This window comes from Bacteroides sp. 1_1_14, from assembly GCF_000162515.1.
Taxonomy (GTDB): domain Bacteria; phylum Bacteroidota; class Bacteroidia; order Bacteroidales; family Bacteroidaceae; genus Bacteroides; species Bacteroides thetaiotaomicron.
Genome location: NZ_GG774702.1, coordinates 851,502 through 869,075 on the forward strand (window position 1 = coordinate 851,502; position 17,574 = coordinate 869,075).

Sequence of the window (17,574 nt, forward strand, 5' to 3'; positions counted from 1 at the left end):
GATGGCATGAGTATGGTCGGCGGTAGCAATGATTACGCCGTCAATGGATTTGCCCATTTCATCGTACATCTTGCGGTAATCCCAGTATTTCTTCGCATTCGGGAATTCATCGAATACGCCTTTGGCATATTTCCAGTCTACGTCACAAAGGGCTACGATGTTTTCGGTGCCCTTCACGTTGTTGATGTTGGCATGGCCCATACCGCCGATACCTACGGCTGCGAGGTTCAGTTTGTCGGTTGGTGAAACGTGCCCGTGGCTCATACCTAAAATAGAACTGGGAGCAATGGTGATTCCTGCTAAAGCAGCGGCTCCCGTTTTAAGAAATTTTCTTCTTGAAAAGTCTGACATGGTTTTATTTTTAAGAGTTAATAATTGATTTCAGTTTCTTATTTTATTGAATATTTATTATGGCTTTTGAAGTAATCCGTATCCATTTTTCATATTTCTTCTTCTTTCCCATATTTGCTCAAGTGTCTCCAGTTCACCGATAGCAGGCAAATCATGTGTATAGGCATCGTGCAAAAAGGTCCATGCATATTCCGATGCGATGGCTGAATCGCGTATGAGCGGCAGTTGGGGATTTCTGATTCCGGTCTCTATGGAGTCGGCGAATAAGTCGCACAGCACATCGATGTTTTTTCCACCGAACGGCTTCTCTATATGATGGGTCTGCGTCACTCCACGCAGATCGACGACAGCTGTCTTGAAGTCATGTGTCATTCGGGCAATACCTTTGGTACCGATGATGTCCACGTATGAGTTATGAGTCTGATCTTTGGACAATTGTCCGTACACAAACCCCTGAGTGATATCAAAAACAACGCCGTTCTGGAATGTCCCGTGACACTGTACCCACCAAGGATCTTTATAACTCCACATATTGACGCCCTGCGCATGCCATGTCTTGTATTCGCATCCGGCATACCAGCGTGCAATGTCTACATAATGCATTCCGCAGTCATGGAAGGCGGGGCCTTCATATTCGTGACCTTCGCCCGGTGCGAGACCCGGAGTCATGTGGCAGATTCGCAGAATGGCAAGTTCGCCGATCTCGCCCTGATCGATAAACTGTTTGATAGTCTGATGATACCAGGCGTTGCGGAGATACAAATTGACGGTAGAAAAACAACTGGCTTTCTCGGTGATGTCCACTACTTTCCATTCTTTGTCTATGGTGTCTGATACCGGTTTCTCGGAGATGATATGTTTCCCGTATTTGATAGCCTTTTCAATCCGGTCAAGCCTTGAATCTGCCAACGCGAAGAGTCCCACTACCTGTACACTTTCATCATCGAACATTTCCTGTTCATTTTCGAGTATTTTCGATTCGGGCGACAATTGCTTTGCCAGTTCGCGGCAGTCGGGATTGATGTCGCAAATGTATGCGACTTCCCATCTTCCGCTTTTCTGCATCTCTTTCAAATAAAATCGTCCCATTCGACCGAATCCAATAAGACCAACTTTAATTTTCATCGTATATCTTTTTTAGTTTCTTTATCCCATTATATACTTTGCCTTGTGAGGCATCAGCTTATATAGTAGTGCGGTGAATGCCCAGCTGCAAAGGAAAATACAAACTGCCATCAACGGAACCTGCAACGGAATTGGAATTTCCGAAGGACCTATCAGCAGAAAGAACGGACCTACTACAAAGTAGTGTACCATATAAATTCCAAAACCGCATTGGGTCATGTTGGCTAATGCTTTGACGATAACAGGTGTATTGATTACTACTTTCTGCAACATCAGGAACATGGCTAAAGTCATCAGCAACACGTTCGGACTACAGAATGTGAAGTACAGTTCCATCTCAGTCTCCGTAGCATTCGGGTTGGCGGCAGTTGTGCTGAACCCTGTGTACGTCACATAATATCCAATGGCAAACATCACGGCACAAATGAGGAGTGTCTTCCAAACACTCCAATCATTAGTAAGACGATCATCTTTTGACGAACCACTAAAAGGCCAGAAAATTTTTAGTGCATTTCCGTTGCCGCCTTCTTTCAGATAATGTCCCAACAGCAGGTAGCCGTTGAATCCGGCAAAGTAGTAGAACATACTGAACTCGTTCCACGTGTCAGTGCCGAATACATAGCCGCTCCGGTCGAAAAGCATATTGGCTACATATTCGCGGATATACGGGATAAACAGGGAAACAATCCAGATGAAAAGGAAAATTTGTTTGGTTTTGTTGCTTGCCCGCTCTACCCATGCAGAGAAGAAAGGCATATAAAGATACAATCCGATGAGCAGATAGATATACCACATATGGTTCTCCTTATGGCTGAAGTTGAACGGTATCATGGCTACATCTTTCAGAGAATCGATGAGGCTTTGCGACTCATGTCCCTGAGTATAGCAGAAGAAGTCGCCGATGATTTCTTTGGGCAGACCCAGCAGCCCCGTGAACCAGGGGAACATACTGTAAAGTACCGACCAGATGAGGAACGGGAAAAGTACGCGGAAGATGCGCTTCTTATAAAAAGTGCCTAAAGGCTGTTGCCTGACCGGTAGCAGCAGTAATCCGGTCATCATTACGAATAAGGGAACCGAAGGACGGAGAAGCGAACCGTAGATGGCTGCCCAATGTGTGTACTCGGGAATAACGCGCATCGTAGGAGAAATGTAAAAAGGGTCAATGCAATGTACGCCGATTACCATTAGCATGGCGACGCAACGGACAACATCCAGCCAGACCATCCGGTTGTCCGCAATAGAGTTTTGAGTCATGATATTTTGTTTTTAAGTTATGTAGGCAAAGTTAGCGAACTGTGGAAGCAACCATCATTAAAAACTGATCATTTTAGAACAATCTCTGACCATTTCAAGTATAAATGCTTATTTTTGCATGTGGTAATGTCTTTTTATACAGAAAACTTATGCTGAAAATATTAGTAACGTATGCCGTTCAAGGCGAATTTGTAGAGATAAAGTGGCCCGATGTAGAGCCTTATTACATCCGTACGGGGATCGGAAAAGTGAAGTCCGCCTTTCATCTGGCAGAAGCGATCCGCCAGGTGCAGCCCGATCTCGTTTTGAATCTCGGAAGTGCAGGAACAGTCAATCATCAGGTAGGGGATATCTTTGTCTGCCGCAAATTTATAGACCGCGATATGCAGAAACTAGCCGGACTAGGTTTGGAATGCGAAATAGATTCTTCCGCTTTGCTTGAAACAAAAGGCTTCTGCAAGCATTGGACGGAAGAGGGAATCTGTAATACGGGAGATGGTTTCCTGACGGAGCTGACTCACGTAAGCGGAGATGTCGTCGACATGGAGGCGTATGCGCAAGCCTTCGTCTGCCGTTCCAAAGAGATTCCTTTTGTTTCTGTGAAGTACGTGACCGACATTATCGGACAAAACTCCGTGAAACATTGGGAGGACAAACTTGCCGACGCCCGTCAGGGACTTTCGAACTATTTCAATGTCTTGAAAGAAAGAATATGATAGGTGACTCCTGCCGCTATCAGTCCCAGAAGGATTTTCACCCATAGAAGTGGAATCAGGAAGAAGATGCAATAGAGCATCGTTCCCCACATCAGCACAAGGGAGATAATCTTGGCGCGGAGCGGTATTGCCTTGTTTTCCCGGAAATTGCGGATATATGGACCGAAGTGCCGGTGATTCAGCAACCAGTTATATAATCGTGGCGACCCTTTGAAATAAAGCGCGGCGGTCAGTAACAGAAAAGGGGTAGTGGGCAGTAACGGCAGAAAGATGCCGAGAATGCCGAGTCCGAGAGATATGCTTCCTAAAACAATATAAAGAGTTTTCATTCGGCAAAGATAGTGTAAAAACAGGAAAAAATAATCGGGTTTGCTGGATGAAAGCTCTTTTTATATTACCTTTGTCCTTGCATCGAGGTGACATTAGATGCATGTAACTATAATAAATACATACAGCCATGTTTACAGTAATCAAACGCATGGAGATATCAGCTTCTCACAAACTGGTACTTCCGTATCGCAGTAAATGCGCCAGTCTACACGGTCACAACTGGATTATCACTGTCTATTGCCGTTCCTCACGGCTCAACTCCGAAGGAATGGTGGTGGATTTCACCCGAATCAAAGAAGTGGTCACGGAGAAACTGGACCATCAGAATCTGAATGAAGTACTTCCATTCAATCCGACAGCAGAAAACATTGCCCGATGGGTTTGCAAGCAGATTCCGCAATGCTATAAAGTAGAAGTGCAGGAGTCCGAAGGAAACATTGTCATCTACGAGAAAGATGCTGCGGCAAATGAGAAAACTCCGGCAGCAGGAGAGACAGAATAGACAATAGAAATTTTAGAACAGCTCGAATGATGAGAAAGATTAATGAAATCTTTTACAGTCTACAGGGTGAAGGCTACCACACAGGTACTCCGGCAGTCTTCATCCGCTTTTCCGGATGCAACCTGAAATGCAGTTTTTGCGACACACAACACGAAGCAGGCACCTTGATGACTGACGACGAAATCATAGCCGAAGTCAGCAAATATCCCGCCGTTACCGTTATCCTCACAGGGGGAGAACCTTCGCTCTGGATAGACGACGCACTGATCGACCGTCTGCACAAAGCGGGTAAATACGTTTGTATCGAAACCAACGGCACACGACCGCTGCCGGAGTCCATCGACTGGGTGACCTGTTCGCCCAAGCAGGGTGTCAAATTAGGGATTACCCGGATGGATGAAGTGAAAGTTGTCTACGAAGGGCAAGATATAAGTATTTATGAACTGCTTCCCGCTGAACATTTTTTCCTCCAGCCTTGTTCTTGTAATAACACTGCTTTGACAGTGGACTGTGTAATGCGACATCCTAAATGGAGACTAAGCCTGCAAACACACAAACTAATCGACATCCGGTAAGTAGAGAAAACGGATGTAGTAGCAGAGGATGCATCTAAATTTTACGTAATATAATTATGAAAGTAGGTTTATTTATTCCTTGTTATATCAATGCTATCTATCCCAATGTGGGGGTAGCATCGTATAAACTATTGAAAAGTTTAGGAGTAGATGTCGATTATCCGTTGGATCAGACCTGTTGCGGACAACCGATGGCGAATGCCGGTTTTGAAGATGAATCGATGAAGCTGGCGCTCCGTTTTGACGATCTGTTCCGGGAGTACGATTACATTGTCGGCCCTTCCGCCAGTTGTGTGGCATTTGTGAAAGAGAATCATCCCGGTATCCTTGAAAAAGAAGGGCACGTCTGCCAAAGTGCGGGGAAGATTTACGACCTCTGCGAGTTTATCCATGATGTGCTTAAACCGACGAAGATACCCGCACGCTTCCCGCATAAAGTCAGCATCCACAACAGTTGCCACGGTGTGCGCGAGCTCTTGATTTCCGCTCCCAGTGAGTTAAACATCCCTTATTACAATAAATTGCGTGATCTGCTCGATATGGTCGAAGGCATCGAAGTTTTCGAGCCCAGCCATATAGACGAATGTTGCGGGTTTGGCGGTATGTTTGCCGTAGAAGAGCAGGCGGTATCCGTTTGCATGGGGCGTGATAAGGTGAAAGACCACATGGCTACCGGAGCCGAATACATTGTCGGAGCGGACAGTTCCTGCCTGATGCACATGCAAGGTGTGATCAAACGGGAGCATCTGCCAATTCAAATTATCCATATTGTAGAAATATTAGCGTCGCAATCATGAGTACCAAACATTCAAAGGCTGCCGAAAAGTTCTTGCAGGACAGCAAGATGGCAGCATGGCATAATGAAACCCTTTGGATGGTCCGAGCCAAAAGGGACAAGATGAGCAAGGAAGTTCCCGAATGGGAAGAGCTTCGCAACAAGGCTTGTGAACTGAAACTGTATTCCAACAGCCATCTCGAAGAGCTTTTGCAAGAGTTTGAAAAGAACGCTACTGCTAATGGAGCGATTGTGCACTGGGCAAAAGATGCGGACGAATATTGTGCCATTGTGTACGAAATACTGAATGAGCATAATGTACATCATTTCATCAAGAGCAAGTCGATGCTTGCCGAAGAGTGCGGGTTGAATCCCTTCTTGATGGAACGCGGAATAGACGTGGTAGAGTCCGACTTGGGCGAACGTATTTTACAATTGATGCATCTCGAACCGAGCCATATCGTTCTTCCTGCTATCCACATCAAACGGGAGCAAGTGGGAGAACTGTTTGAAAAGGAGATGGGTACGGAAAAAGGAAACTTCGACCCGACCTACCTTACTCATGCCGCACGCAAGAATCTGCGCCACCTTTTTTTGAATGCGGAAGCCGCCATGACGGGCGCCAACTTTGCCGTAGCCTCTACCGGAGACATTGTAGTCTGCACCAATGAAGGGAATGCCGATATGGGTACTTCTTATCCGAAGTTGAATATAGCCGCTTTCGGCATGGAGAAGATCGTGCCGGATCTGGATGCGCTGGGTGTGTTCACCCGTCTGCTGGCACGTTCGGCAACCGGACAGCCGGTGACTACCTATACCTCTCATTACCGCCGTCCTCGTGAAGGCGGCGAATATCATATTATTATTGTGGATAACGGCCGGAGTACGATCCTTTCCAAGCCCGACCATATCAAGACATTAAACTGTATCCGTTGCGGTGCCTGTATGAATACTTGTCCGGTCTATCGCCGGAGTGGGGGATACTCCTACACTTACTTTATACCCGGCCCTATCGGTATCAATCTGGGGATGGCTCATGATCCGGAGAAGTATTATGATAATCTTTCCGCCTGCTCTTTGTGTATGTCCTGTTCCGATGTCTGTCCGGTAAAAGTGGATTTGGCAGAACAGATTTACAAGTGGCGTCAGGATTTGGACGGATTGGGAAAGGCGAATACCGGAAAGAAGATAATGTCCGGTGGCATGAAGTTCCTGATGGAACGTCCTGCATTGTTCAATGCGGCTCTGTGGGCGGCTCCGATGGTGAACAGTCTGCCACGCTTTATGAAATACAATGACTTTGACGATTGGGGCAAAGGACGCGAACTGCCGGAATTTGCCAAAGAGTCATTCAACGAAATGTGGAAGAAAAATGAGGTACAGGGAAAGGAGGAATCAAAATGAGCAGCAGAGAAGAAATATTGGCGAGCATCCGCAAGCATACGCAGACACGCTACGAAAAGCCGGATATAGCGGATATGAAACGTTTGACGTATCCGGACAAAATAGAGCAATTTTGCGCTATCAGCCGGGCGGTAGGTGGTACGGCAGTGGTATTGGGCGAAGGCGAAGATGTGAATGCCGTCATTCGCCGGACATATCCGGATGCGATGCGCATTGCTTCCGTATTGCCGGATATATCTTGCGCAACTTTCAATCCGGATATGGTGGACGACCCGAAAGAACTGGACGGAACCGAGATAGCCGTTATTCAGGGAGAGATCGGAGTAGCGGAGAACGGCGCTGTCTGGATACCGCAAACCGTGAAGTACAAAGCGATTTATTTTATTTCGGAGAAACTGGTGATTCTGATCGACCGGAATAAAATTGTGGATACCATGTACGACGCTTATCGCAAACTGGACGGACAGGAATATCAGTTCGGGACCTTTATTTCCGGCCCGTCAAAGACGGCGGACATCGAACAGGCATTGGTCATGGGAGCGCATGGAGCACGGGAAGTTTTGGTCATATTGACGTAACTCCGCTTTATTATTCTAAAATAAATTTGGATTTAAAACAATAGAAGCTTAGGGGCTGATTAAAAAGTCGGTACTATAATCGTCTAATAATAAAAACAGTATGTATGCAAATAAAGTAAAGAAGATAGCTGCCGTTCATGACCTTTCGGGGATGGGACGTGTTTCTCTGACAGTCGTTATTCCTATCTTATCTTCTATGGGTTTTCAGGTTTGTCCGCTTCCTACGGCAGTATTGTCCAACCATACGCAGTATCCCGGCTTCTCCTTTCTGGACCTGACGGATGAAATGCCGAAGATCATAGCCGAATGGAAAAAACTGGAGGTTCAGTTTGATGCCATTTATACCGGTTATCTAGGTTCCCCGAGGCAGATTCAGATTGTTTCCGATTTCATCAAGGATTTTCGTCAGCCGGATAGTCTGATAGTAGCCGATCCGGTGCTGGGTGATAACGGCCGGCTTTATACCAACTTTGATATGGAGATGGTGAAAGAAATGCGTCATCTGATAACCAAAGCGGATGTGATCACACCGAATCTGACAGAACTGTTTTATTGCTGGACGAACCGTATAAAGCGGATAGTACGGATGAGGAACTGAAAGAATATCTCCGTCTCCTGTCCGACAAAGGTCCGCAGGTGGTTATTATCACCAGTGTTCCGGTGCACGATGAGCCTCATAAGACTTCCGTATATGCCTATAATCGTCAGGGAAACCGCTACTGGAAAGTGACTTGCCCTTATCTGCCTGCCCACTATCCGGGCACAGGGGATACATTCACAAGTGTGATCACCGGCTCCTTGATGCAGGGAGACAGTCTTCCGATGGCGTTGGACCGTGCTACCCAGTTTATTCTGCAAGGAATTCGGGCAACTTTCGGCTATGAGTATGACAATCGGGAAGGTATTCTACTGGAAAAAGTGCTTCATAATCTGGATATGCCGATACAAATGGCAAGCTATGAGTTGATATAATTAATATTTATAAACTTTTGTACTTCAGATATTTCTACTATTTTTACTGCCTAATTAGTAATCATGAATAAACATATCTGATGACTCAAACACTTAAAACGACTGAACGGCTCGGAGTAGTAGATGCTCTGCGCGGATTTGCCCTGCTGGCTATTGTATTGTTGCACAACCTTGAACACTATAATCTGTTTTTACCGCTGGATTATACGTTGCCGGCATGGTTGCAGACTATAGATAAGTATGCGTGGGATACCATGTTCTTCCTGTTTGCAGGGAAGGCATATGCTACGTTCTCTTTGTTGTTCGGATTTAGTTTCTATATCCAGTTTCATAATGCGGAAAAGCGCGGAACAGATTTCCGTGGACGATTTGCGTGGCGGATGTGCCTGCTTTTCCTGTTTGCACAATTACATGCCTTGTTCTACAACGGGGATATTCTTTTGCTTTATGCAGTAGTCGGCTTTGCCTTGATTCCTGTTTGCAAGCTCAAAGATAAGACGGTCTTTTGGATTGCTGCCATCTTACTTTTGCAACCTTATGAATGGGGGCGTGCCATCTATGCAATGATCAATCCGGAGTATGTACCGTCAACAGGACATTTTATTCCTTACTTCGAACTTGCTCAGGAAGTGACATCCAATGGTAGTTTCTTTGAAGTACTCCGTTCCAATATTACTGACGGACAGTTGTACAGCAATATCTGGCAAGTAGAAAACGGTCGCTTGTTTCAGACCGCCGCTTTATTCATGTTCGGAATGCTTTTAGGACGTCGGAAGTATTTTATGAAAAGTGAAGAGTCTTTGCGTTTCTGGAAGAAGATGTTAGCTGGTGCTACTATCGCATTTATTCCTCTCTATTGCTTGAAAACCTTTGTACCTCAGTTGATTACAAACCCATCTATAATGGTCCCGTATAAGATTGCTGTTCCGTCTTATGCCAACTTTGCTTTTATGGTCATTCTTGTTTCTGTCTTTACCTTGCTTTGGTTTAAGAAGGACACAGGATATAACTGGCAAAGTCTGCTGATTCCTTACGGCCGCATGAGTCTGACAAACTATATTTCTCAGTCAATCATGGGAGTAACTATCTATTACGGATTCGGACTGTCAATGTACAAGTATGCAGGAGCAACGGGAAGCCTGCTGATTGCATTGCTTATCTTCACTATTCAGTTGATATTCAGCCGCTGGTGGCTTGCCCGTCATAAGCAAGGACCGTTGGAATTCCTGTGGCGTAAAGGAACTTGGATTTAGACTCTTATAACGACTGACAGGCGCTTATTATTCTCAAACCATTCTCATCGCAATGAGAAAAAATTCTCACCACAGTGAGAAAAAATACTCATTGCAATGAGAAAATATTCTCAAGCCTATGAGAATTAATTCTCACTGTGGTGAGAACTTTTTCTTATTAAAGTGAGTATAATTCTTGTTGTATTCATCATTCATAAGAAAGCTAATTCATAAAAAGTCAGCTCTCATAAGAACTCTGCCGGCCACATTACTTGTGGAATTTCACTGTGATTTCTGCCGATTGGTTTCCGTAAGTCCAGTCCGGACCTTCTTGAATTAGGCGTATGGCCTCCTTATCCAGAGACTTGCAAAGACTTTCCTTGACTTTAATGTCGAAGGGACGCCCTTCTTTGTTAACAAAGAAAGTCAAGGTAACCTTGCCTTTGACTTCTGCGCAAGCGTCATCCGCAGGGTATGCCAGATTCTTTTTCAGATACTTTTTATATTGCTTCATTCCTGTTACGGGTTCCGGAATGACAGCCCCCTGTAAACTATCGGCCTTTTGGGAGATAGCAGCATCTTTTAATGTATCTGATTTCTGTAATGCACCCGAAGCTTTTTTCAAATCTTTGATTGATACGGCAGAAATGGCTCCTGTCACAGCTACCTTTTTCTGTGTGCCATATCCTGTTACTACGACTTCATTCAGTGTTGTTTTATTTTCATGCATAGCTATCAGCATAGTCTTACTGGTGTCTGCCGGTATACTAACCGGATTATAGCCAATATAATGTGCAGTTAATATCGCATTACCTTCCTTTTTGGGCAAGGAGAATTCTCCGTTGATATCCGTTATCGTTCCATAAGTTGTTCCTTTGTAAGTGACGTTAGCTCCGATGAGTGGTTCTCCTTTGTCATCTGTCACTTTCCCTTTGATCATGTTGTTCATTTGGGTGGCTAATTGAGCTACTTTCATCTTTTTCCTGTTGGTATCCAGGAAAGAAGTATCTGTAACCGTTGTGATAGCCGCTTCTTCCAGCTCCTCTGCCGGAGCAACTATTTCTTCCATTATCGGAGTTCCGGCAGGCGTTGCTTGGGGAGTCGCTGCTTTAGAAGCCACTGCTTTAGGAACCGTTGCGGAAGGAGCCCTCGAAGGTGTACTTTGGGATGGAGAATCCTGCCTTGTCTTGGCGATTATATCTTTTCCGACCGTTTCCTTTGTGGCAGAAGGGCGACCGGAATCCGGTTCCATCTTTGGAGCGGATAGGGAAGTGTCTTCTTTGTGAGCAGGAACAGTTGCAGTGGCGGCGGGCTGCTCCTTAGCTATAAACACATCCTCTCCAACGTTCTGTTTCAGAAACAGGAAGTAACTGCTGATTCCGATTCCTATAATCAGGCAGGCGGCAATGCTCCAGGTGACGGCATACGTATTTTTTTTCTTTGCCGAATGGGCGTTTACCTTCATCCGCAATTTATTAATCTGTTCATCGTGGTCCCCTTCTACTTGGTGGTACCCATCCATAGCGTCAGCCAGAAAAGGGTCTTTCATCGACTCTTTTTCCAGTCGATGTGCCTCTTTCCCTTTGCGGAGTCCTCGTATGTAGTCCAATAGTTTCATAGGGCTTGTTTCTTAATACAAATTTTCAAGTTTCGCTTTCCGTTTTGGATATAGCTTTTCACGTTATTCAGAGTAAATCCAGTTTGTTCGACAATGTCCGCATACGACATTTCTTCCAAGAAGAAACGTGTAATGCTGGTCCTTTGTTCTTCGGGCAGCTTTTCCAGACAGTGGTGCAATGCTTTCAGCTGCTCTTCCGAACTTTCCTCTTCACTTAATAGATGCAGAAATTCGTCGGATTCCATAATATTAATGGTATAATCCAGCGGAATTTCTTTGTTTTCCTTTCGTAACAGTTGCAGGCAATGGTTCTTCGCCACCCGATAGAGCCACGGCTTGAATGCTTTTATCTCATAATTGCTGATTTTAGGTAACAGGTCTTCAAACATCTGCATCACCGCTTCCTGCGCTTGGTATTCATCTTGCAGATATTTCAGGCAAAGCCCGTACGTCAGCGGGATATAACGGTTGTATAGTTCACCGAAATATTCCGTATCCCCGGACTTTATATAATGGGTCAGTAGTTCCTCGTCCGATAGCTTCGATATGTTTCGTACATTGAACAGCACTTTCTCTATTCGTCGTCTTCTGTTACTACCTGATATTTATCTTTCATCATCTCAAAATCATCCGTTATCTGTTTTAGAATCTCATGAACGTCTGTGCTTCCGGCCACGGCAGGCGTTCCGTAAAAGATGGATGCCTTGTAAGGCAATAAGATTAATTCTCCTTTGGGGAGTGAACGTCCCATGCCGGTCATGAAAACCGGAATATATTTCAGTTCCGGTCGCAGAGACAAGATACGGGCTATGCCGGACTTTATTTTTCCCATTTGTTCGGGCTTCCCTCTTGTACCTTCGGGAAAAAGAATCAGCGAGTATCCTTCATCGATGGCATCGAGCATTTTCCGGAGTGGGTCGTGTTCCGAGTCCTTTTCTCCTTTTCTTCTGATGAGAAGGGTGTTGATGAAGTAATTGCTGAAAGCGGCCTGAAACCGGGTTCTTCCGAAGTAATCTTCCGCGGCTACAGGTTTTACTTTCCACAAAAGGTTGCCGGGTAGGGAAGAAAGCAGGCTGAGTGTATCCAGATGGCTGTTGTGATTGGCAAGGATGATGAATTGTCCTTCTTTTCTAAGGAATCGGGTATCGGGGAACTGGACTCCTACGATCAGTTTCAGAAACCACCGGAATATACCTTTATATAGTATCTGCATTATGGCAGACTGCATGAATCTTTTTTTCATAGTATGCCGGCTAATAAGCTATATAATAAACGAGGTGGAAGAACACCGGAGCTGTATAGGACAGGGAGTCTATGCGGTCGAATACTCCACCATGACCAGGGATGCTATCTCCCATGTCTTTGATGCATTTATCACGTTTGATGGCCGAGATGACTACATCTCCCGCAAATCCGGCAATGGCAATGAGGGCGCTGACTAGAATTACGTTGGGCGTGGAGAGCGGAGTGAGGAATCCCAGAAAGTATCCTATAACCGTAGTGCTGACGACACCTCCCAAAAAGCCTTCCCATGTTTTGTTGGGACTCACTTTGGGCAGAATTTTGTGACGTCCGAAGAGTTTTCCCCAGACGAACTGCATGATATCGTTGATTTCTGTAAGGAACACGAGGAACATCAGCAGTCCGCGTCCTCCCGCATTGAAGCCCGGCAATTCGGGTAACGAGAGAAGATAAGCGAGGTGGCTGATACCAAATACAGAAAGCATCAGAATCCATTGCAGCAAAGCGATGGATTTAGTGATTCCGTGTGTATCGCCTTTCAATACCAGTCGTAATGGCAATAACAGGAACATAACTACGGGGATGAATATGATGTATGCTCCATACCACGCGATATAAGCAAGATAGTATTGGATAGGAATAGCCAATATGCCCCAGAACAGTGCACGGCGGTCTGCCTCTCTGAATCCTAATACCGAATAAAGTTCTCTGAACGCTATAAAAGAGAGAAATGCAAGAAAAAAATAAGAAATGTCGTAGCTGATGAAAACGGCACCGATAAACATTGCCGCCATAATCCACCATGAGCGGGTACGGGCAACCAGTTCGCTGATATTGGTTTTCGGCGACAGCTTTTTTACCAGAAAGAGAGCGATGCTTGCCGTCACCAGCAAACAGATAATAAGGGTGATTACAATAATCAACTCATCGCTTAGCGTAGGGAATAATTTGTCCAACAGTTGTTTCATTTCGCTTCGTTGTTTGTGTGAGACATAAGATATAAACGGTGTATAAGAGTGGCGATCAGACCGATATTCATTAGTATAAGAGTAATGAGGCACACGATCTGTTCATATCCCCAATGAATGGTGCAGGTGGCAATCACAAAGCACAGTGTCAGTAAAGCCATACGATGTTGCTTCGCCATCGGGCCGTTAAAGAAATGCTGTTGTGTCTTGTAAGCTCCTATCCAGCGGAAATAAGCGGTCATTACGGCAAGCAGGGCGGCAAGCCATCCCAGTTCTATCCCGAATCCTCCGGCTACATAGCCTACAGGAATGATAAACAAGGCATCGGCGAATCGGTCGGGCATATCATTGTATAAATCTCCGTTGGCACTTTTCTTTCCTCCTTCTATAGCCACCATTCCGTCAAACAGATTGCATAGTAACCGCGACTGCATACAGACGATGAACAGAATATAAGCGACGTATTTATTGAAATCGGGATAGATAACAGTGCCTGTCAGCAGAAGGCAACCAGCCAAAGCAAAGAATACACTCATCATTGAAATCTGGTTGGGAGTGATGCCCCAACCGGTTAGTTTACGGGCGATAATGTTAGCCCAAGCGGTGTTTCGTGAGGCTATTTCCCGCCTTCCGTCGACTTCATGTTTCATTTTTATGAATGTTTATTGTTCGCAAATATACACATCATCTTAGAAGCGGCAAAAGAATGAAGGATTATTTTGAAAAGCATGCTCTTTTCTATGAAAATAAAAAAAACTTCTGTTGGTTTATGGAATCCGTGTGGAATCTGCATCTCTATAGTAAAAGCGGATTAATTGTAACATTTTAAAAAGATAAAGTTATGAAGACAAATCAACTCAGAGCAATGATGCTCACGGTGATGTTAGTGATTACTACATTGGGTGGTACGGTATGGGCACAGCCTTTGATCGTAAAGGGAACGGTGACGGACGGATCAGACGGTTCGCCGTTGGTAGGATGTGCGGTGACGGTGAAGGGAACATCCCGTGGAGCTGTTACGAACCTACAAGGGCAGTACAGGATTGAAGCAAACAAGGGGGAACTCTTATCTTCAGCTATATTGGTTTTGAGAAAGTGGAAAAAATCATATTCTCTGCAAAGATGGACGTAAGCCTTATGGCTAGTTCTGATGTTTTGGAAGAATGTGTTGTCGTCGGATACGGCAGCCAGCGAAAGGTAGCTGTTACCGGCGCCATATCAACCGTCAATCTGGCAAGTCTCAGCCACCCGTCCGTACGTATGGATGCAGTAAATACGGAAGAATATAAATCGATCAGTGAAAATGGTTTCAAGCAGGTGGGAGAGTCGCCGCTTTCTACTTTCTCCATTGATGTGGATGCCGCTTCTTACAGTAATATGCGTCGTATGATCAACAGTGGTACCTTGCCGGTGCCTGATGCTATCCGTACAGAAGAGTTAGTGAATTATTTCTCCTACGATTATGCGAAGCCGACCGGAAGCGATCCGGTGAAGATAACAATGGAAGCAGGTGTTTGCCCCTGGAATGCTGATCATCGTCTGGTACGTATCGGACTGAAAGCAAGGGAAATTCCGACTGACAAACTTCCGGAATCTAATCTGGTATTCTTGATTGATGTATCCGGTTCTATGTGGGGACCTACCCGTCTGGATCTGGTGAAGTCATCTCTGAAGCTATTAGTTAATAACCTGCGTGAAAAAGATAAAGTAGCCATCGTTGTGTATGCAGGCAACGCCAGCGTAAAACTGGAATCTACTCCGGGCAGTGACAAACAGAAAATACGTGATGCGATAGACGAACTGACATCCGGTGGTTCTACGGCCGGCGGCGCAGGTATCCAACTGGCTTATAAAGTGGCTAAACAGAACTTCCTTCCTAAAGGAAACAATCGGATCATTCTTTGTTCCGATGGAGATTTCAATGTAGGTGTTTCTTCTGTGGAAGGTTTGGAACAGTTGATAGAAAAGGAACGTAAGAGCGGAGTATTCCTGAGTGTGCTAGGTTATGGAATGGGTAACTATAAAGACAATAAAGGTCAGGCTTTAGCAGAAAAAGGAAATGGAAATCATGCTTATATCGATAATTTGCAGGAAGCCAATCGTGTCCTGGTGGGTGAGTTTGGCGCTACGCTTCATACGGTGGCGAAGGACGTAAAACTGCAAGTGGAATTTAATCCGGCTCAGGTGCAGGCATATCGTTTGGTTGGTTATGAGAGCCGTTTGCTGAAAGACGAAGACTTTAATAATGACGCCAAAGATGCCGGAGAATTGGGAGCCGGACATACGGTGACAGCTTTCTATGAAGTGATTCCCGTAGGCGTAAAGAATGACTACGTAGGAAAGATAGATGATCTGAAATATCAGAAGAAACAAAAAGAGACGGTGCAGCCGACCGGCTCTAATGAATTGCTGACCGTGAAACTGCGCTATAAAGCTCCGGACAAGGACGTCAGCAAAAAGATGGAAGTTCCCTTTGTGGATAATAAAGGAAATAATGTTTCTTCCGATTTTCGTTTCGCTTCTGCCGTGGCTATGTTCGGTCAGCTGCTTCGGGACTCTGACTTCAAAGGAGAGGCAAGCTATGATAAAGTGATCGGCTTTGCCAAGCAGGGACTGGATAATGATGAAAAAGGATACAGAAGAGAATTTATCCGTTTGGTAGAAACTGCCAAAGGGATGAAGCAGGAGAAAACCATAAGTGATTAACGATTACAATTAGGAAAGAGTGTATAGACGCTATAAGAAGGTATCTAAGTGTTAAAGAATCAATTTAAAGGACGGATTTATCTGCAATAGTTTTGCTGATAAACAAATGTTTATTGTGTTTGTACTGTGTTTTTAAAGCGATGTTTGACAATCAGGAAGAGCTAAAGGCTCACATAGAGCATGTTAAGCGATGCTTGTAGTTCTATGCTCAAAGTGTGGAGGAATTGTTGAAGCAAGGATACCCACAAAGAGAGTTAGAGAGGTTGATCGATATTCAACTGGATAAGCTGATCGAACTCCTCAAACAACTGAAAGACTAACATTAACCTCCTCATGTATTGAGGGGGTGCTTTAAAAACTCAATCATATAAAAATGTTTGTTATGGGAACAGATAGAGAGATAAATAATTTGTTGAATGAATTTCTCCAGCTGGAGACAGATGAACAACGGAGACAGTTCCAGGGTAAAATAGCTCATACCTTATCAGGGAAAACGGAAGAGGAAAAACGTGAATTTGCTGAGATTCTTTCCAATAAAGCTCAGCAAACAATAGACCAGTCACAAGCGTTGATTGATGAATATGATTTCAAGCAAGCATTGAAAGATATTGTTCCGGCTATTACTTGGTCTTATATTGCTGAAGAATATTTTAATAAGTCGCGTTCTTGGTTCAGTCAGCGTATGAATGGTTATCATGTTAATAACAAGGTTGCTACCTTTACTGACGATGAAATTGATTTATTATCAGATAGTTTACTCGATTTGAGTGAACGAATAAAGAAAAGTGCTTTCCTCTTGAGGAAACATCGCCTTTAAAAACACAACTTTCGAATGAAAGCGGCTTCCATATTAAATTGGAAGCCGCTTTTTATATATAAAAGGGGCTGTGTCAAAACTAAGGCACATCCCCTTCTTTTTTTAATATAAAATAGTCATTCCTCTTTTTTTGTCTATGCGACTATTTTTTCAGTAATTAGGTAATAAGGCTTAATATTCGTCGTATTTTGAGTCACACGTGGTCTGATAAAGATAAATATAGTGTGTGCACTCCTTCTCTTTCCTGCTTTTAGTAGTTTTGTACACATCTTTTTGATATTAAAAGCTATAGCAAAGAAGGCAAAGTCCATTGTAACCTTGTCTTCTCCCACATGCCGGAACCTTTTGTATGCCATGTTGTGTTTCATTTGTCCAAAAACTGCTTCCGGTTCTATACATCGCCTTC

Annotated in this window: 18 protein-coding genes and 2 pseudogenes; 10 read left to right on the forward strand and 10 right to left on the reverse strand. The window is 44.5% G+C overall.

Going from position 1 to position 17,574, the window contains the following annotated elements; translation table 11 throughout:
* The 3 genes from HMPREF9007_RS21150 to HMPREF9007_RS21140 form a co-directional block, all read right to left on the reverse strand.
* Positions 1-351, reverse strand: a 351-nt coding sequence (locus HMPREF9007_RS21150; RefSeq protein WP_008760106.1) for a twin-arginine translocation signal domain-containing protein, incomplete at its 3' end; no start/stop codon positions are given.
* A gap of 57 nt (positions 352-408) precedes the next feature.
* Entirely contained in the window at positions 409-1,476 is a 1,068-nt protein-coding gene (locus HMPREF9007_RS21145; RefSeq protein ID WP_008760107.1) for a Gfo/Idh/MocA family oxidoreductase, read from the reverse strand.
* Between the two features lie 21 nt (positions 1,477-1,497).
* Complete coding sequence (locus tag HMPREF9007_RS21140) at positions 1,498-2,733, reverse strand: acyltransferase (RefSeq protein WP_008760108.1); 1,236 nt, start codon at positions 2,731-2,733, stop codon at positions 1,498-1,500.
* A gap of 149 nt (positions 2,734-2,882) precedes the next feature.
* On the opposite strand from HMPREF9007_RS21140, the gene HMPREF9007_RS21135 reads away from it, so the two are divergent.
* Positions 2,883-3,449, forward strand: a complete 567-nt coding sequence (locus HMPREF9007_RS21135; protein WP_008760109.1) for an MTA/SAH nucleosidase — start codon at positions 2,883-2,885, stop codon at positions 3,447-3,449.
* Here the strand turns inward: HMPREF9007_RS21135 and HMPREF9007_RS21130 are convergent.
* Positions 3,419-3,778: a YbaN family protein gene (locus tag HMPREF9007_RS21130; protein ID WP_008760110.1), complete on the reverse strand. Its 360-nt coding sequence runs from the start codon at positions 3,776-3,778 to the stop codon at positions 3,419-3,421. The two genes, HMPREF9007_RS21135 and HMPREF9007_RS21130, sit on opposite strands and share 31 nt — an antisense overlap.
* Before the next feature lie 128 nt (positions 3,779-3,906).
* Here HMPREF9007_RS21130 and HMPREF9007_RS21125 point away from each other — a divergent pair, with 128 nt between their 5' ends.
* The 7 genes and pseudogenes from HMPREF9007_RS21125 (at position 3,907) to HMPREF9007_RS21095 (ending at position 9,838) form a co-directional block, all read left to right on the forward strand.
* Positions 3,907-4,281 (forward strand): 6-carboxytetrahydropterin synthase, encoded by a 375-nt coding sequence (locus HMPREF9007_RS21125; RefSeq protein WP_008760111.1) that lies wholly within the window; start codon positions 3,907-3,909, stop codon positions 4,279-4,281.
* 29 nt (positions 4,282-4,310) lie between these two features.
* Positions 4,311-4,856 (forward strand): radical SAM protein, encoded by a 546-nt coding sequence (locus tag HMPREF9007_RS21120; protein ID WP_032850075.1) that lies wholly within the window; start codon positions 4,311-4,313, stop codon positions 4,854-4,856.
* 56 nt (positions 4,857-4,912) lie between these two features.
* On the forward strand, positions 4,913-5,653 hold the full coding sequence (locus tag HMPREF9007_RS21115) for a (Fe-S)-binding protein (RefSeq protein WP_008760113.1): 741 nt from the start codon (positions 4,913-4,915) through the stop codon (positions 5,651-5,653).
* Positions 5,650-7,035 (forward strand): lactate utilization protein B, encoded by a 1,386-nt coding sequence (locus HMPREF9007_RS21110; protein WP_008760114.1) that lies wholly within the window; start codon positions 5,650-5,652, stop codon positions 7,033-7,035. Before HMPREF9007_RS21115 ends, HMPREF9007_RS21110 begins: the two co-directional genes overlap by 4 nt.
* Positions 7,032-7,613, forward strand: coding sequence for an LUD domain-containing protein (locus tag HMPREF9007_RS21105; protein WP_008760115.1), 582 nt, complete (start codon positions 7,032-7,034; stop codon positions 7,611-7,613). Before HMPREF9007_RS21110 ends, HMPREF9007_RS21105 begins: the two co-directional genes overlap by 4 nt.
* A 100-nt stretch (positions 7,614-7,713) precedes the next feature.
* Positions 7,714-8,585 (forward strand): annotated as a pseudogene (locus tag HMPREF9007_RS21100) (pyridoxamine kinase).
* An 80-nt stretch (positions 8,586-8,665) separates the two neighbouring features.
* Positions 8,666-9,838, forward strand: a complete 1,173-nt coding sequence (locus HMPREF9007_RS21095) for a DUF418 domain-containing protein (RefSeq protein ID WP_008760116.1) — start codon at positions 8,666-8,668, stop codon at positions 9,836-9,838.
* 247 nt (positions 9,839-10,085) lie between these two features.
* Here the strand turns inward: HMPREF9007_RS21095 and HMPREF9007_RS21090 are convergent, their stop codons facing one another.
* Genes HMPREF9007_RS21090 through HMPREF9007_RS21070 form a run of 5 tightly spaced genes read right to left on the reverse strand, consistent with a single transcriptional unit; the run spans position 10,086 to position 14,295 of the window.
* Complete coding sequence (locus HMPREF9007_RS21090; protein WP_008760117.1) at positions 10,086-11,435, reverse strand: carboxypeptidase-like regulatory domain-containing protein; 1,350 nt, start codon at positions 11,433-11,435, stop codon at positions 10,086-10,088.
* A complete protein-coding gene (locus HMPREF9007_RS21085; RefSeq protein WP_008760118.1) occupies positions 11,432-12,004 on the reverse strand; it encodes a sigma-70 family RNA polymerase sigma factor in 573 nt (190 codons plus the stop codon). Before HMPREF9007_RS21085 ends, HMPREF9007_RS21090 begins: the two co-directional genes overlap by 4 nt.
* Before the next feature lie 5 nt (positions 12,005-12,009).
* On the reverse strand, positions 12,010-12,663 hold the full coding sequence (locus HMPREF9007_RS21080; protein ID WP_032850076.1) for a lysophospholipid acyltransferase family protein: 654 nt from the start codon (positions 12,661-12,663) through the stop codon (positions 12,010-12,012).
* Between the two features lie 25 nt (positions 12,664-12,688).
* On the reverse strand, positions 12,689-13,645 hold the full coding sequence (locus HMPREF9007_RS21075) for a phosphatidate cytidylyltransferase (protein ID WP_008760120.1): 957 nt from the start codon (positions 13,643-13,645) through the stop codon (positions 12,689-12,691).
* Entirely contained in the window at positions 13,642-14,295 is a 654-nt protein-coding gene (locus HMPREF9007_RS21070; RefSeq protein ID WP_008760121.1) for a CDP-alcohol phosphatidyltransferase family protein, read from the reverse strand. Before HMPREF9007_RS21070 ends, HMPREF9007_RS21075 begins: the two co-directional genes overlap by 4 nt.
* Before the next feature lie 191 nt (positions 14,296-14,486).
* On the opposite strand from HMPREF9007_RS21070, the pseudogene HMPREF9007_RS21065 reads away from it, so the two are divergent.
* Positions 14,487-16,351: pseudogene (locus tag HMPREF9007_RS21065) on the forward strand (von Willebrand factor type A domain-containing protein).
* A 382-nt stretch (positions 16,352-16,733) separates the two neighbouring features.
* Positions 16,734-17,168, forward strand: coding sequence for a DUF5053 domain-containing protein (locus tag HMPREF9007_RS21060; protein WP_008760122.1), 435 nt, complete (start codon positions 16,734-16,736; stop codon positions 17,166-17,168).
* A gap of 134 nt (positions 17,169-17,302) precedes the next feature.
* On the opposite strand, the gene HMPREF9007_RS0124580 is transcribed toward HMPREF9007_RS21060, so the two are convergent.
* The coding region (locus tag HMPREF9007_RS0124580) for a transposase (protein ID WP_277754611.1) at positions 17,303-17,574 on the reverse strand (272 nt) is incomplete at its 5' end.

Excerpts from the sequence above, each read along its gene's own strand:
- HMPREF9007_RS21140 (WP_008760108.1), bottom strand. The coding sequence starts at position 2,733 with ATGACTCAAAACTCTATTGCGGACAACCGGATGGTCTGGCTGGATGTT.
- HMPREF9007_RS21060 (WP_008760122.1), top strand. The coding sequence starts at position 16,734 with ATGGGAACAGATAGAGAGATAAATAATTTGTTGAATGAATTTCTCCAG.
- HMPREF9007_RS21095 (WP_008760116.1), top strand. The coding sequence starts at position 8,666 with ATGACTCAAACACTTAAAACGACTGAACGGCTCGGAGTAGTAGATGCT.
- HMPREF9007_RS21115 (WP_008760113.1), top strand. The coding sequence starts at position 4,913 with ATGAAAGTAGGTTTATTTATTCCTTGTTATATCAATGCTATCTATCCC.
- HMPREF9007_RS21090 (WP_008760117.1), bottom strand. The coding sequence starts at position 11,435 with ATGAAACTATTGGACTACATACGAGGACTCCGCAAAGGGAAAGAGGCA.
- HMPREF9007_RS21110 (WP_008760114.1), top strand. The coding sequence starts at position 5,650 with ATGAGTACCAAACATTCAAAGGCTGCCGAAAAGTTCTTGCAGGACAGC.
- HMPREF9007_RS21105 (WP_008760115.1), top strand. The coding sequence starts at position 7,032 with ATGAGCAGCAGAGAAGAAATATTGGCGAGCATCCGCAAGCATACGCAG.
- HMPREF9007_RS21125 (WP_008760111.1), top strand. The coding sequence starts at position 3,907 with ATGTTTACAGTAATCAAACGCATGGAGATATCAGCTTCTCACAAACTG.
- HMPREF9007_RS21080 (WP_032850076.1), bottom strand. The coding sequence starts at position 12,663 with ATGCAGTCTGCCATAATGCAGATACTATATAAAGGTATATTCCGGTGG.
- HMPREF9007_RS21120 (WP_032850075.1), top strand. The coding sequence starts at position 4,311 with ATGAGAAAGATTAATGAAATCTTTTACAGTCTACAGGGTGAAGGCTAC.
- HMPREF9007_RS21075 (WP_008760120.1), bottom strand. The coding sequence starts at position 13,645 with ATGAAACAACTGTTGGACAAATTATTCCCTACGCTAAGCGATGAGTTG.
- HMPREF9007_RS21070 (WP_008760121.1), bottom strand. The coding sequence starts at position 14,295 with ATGAAACATGAAGTCGACGGAAGGCGGGAAATAGCCTCACGAAACACC.
- HMPREF9007_RS21135 (WP_008760109.1), top strand. The coding sequence starts at position 2,883 with ATGCTGAAAATATTAGTAACGTATGCCGTTCAAGGCGAATTTGTAGAG.
- HMPREF9007_RS21145 (WP_008760107.1), bottom strand. The coding sequence starts at position 1,476 with ATGAAAATTAAAGTTGGTCTTATTGGATTCGGTCGAATGGGACGATTT.
- HMPREF9007_RS21130 (WP_008760110.1), bottom strand. The coding sequence starts at position 3,778 with ATGAAAACTCTTTATATTGTTTTAGGAAGCATATCTCTCGGACTCGGC.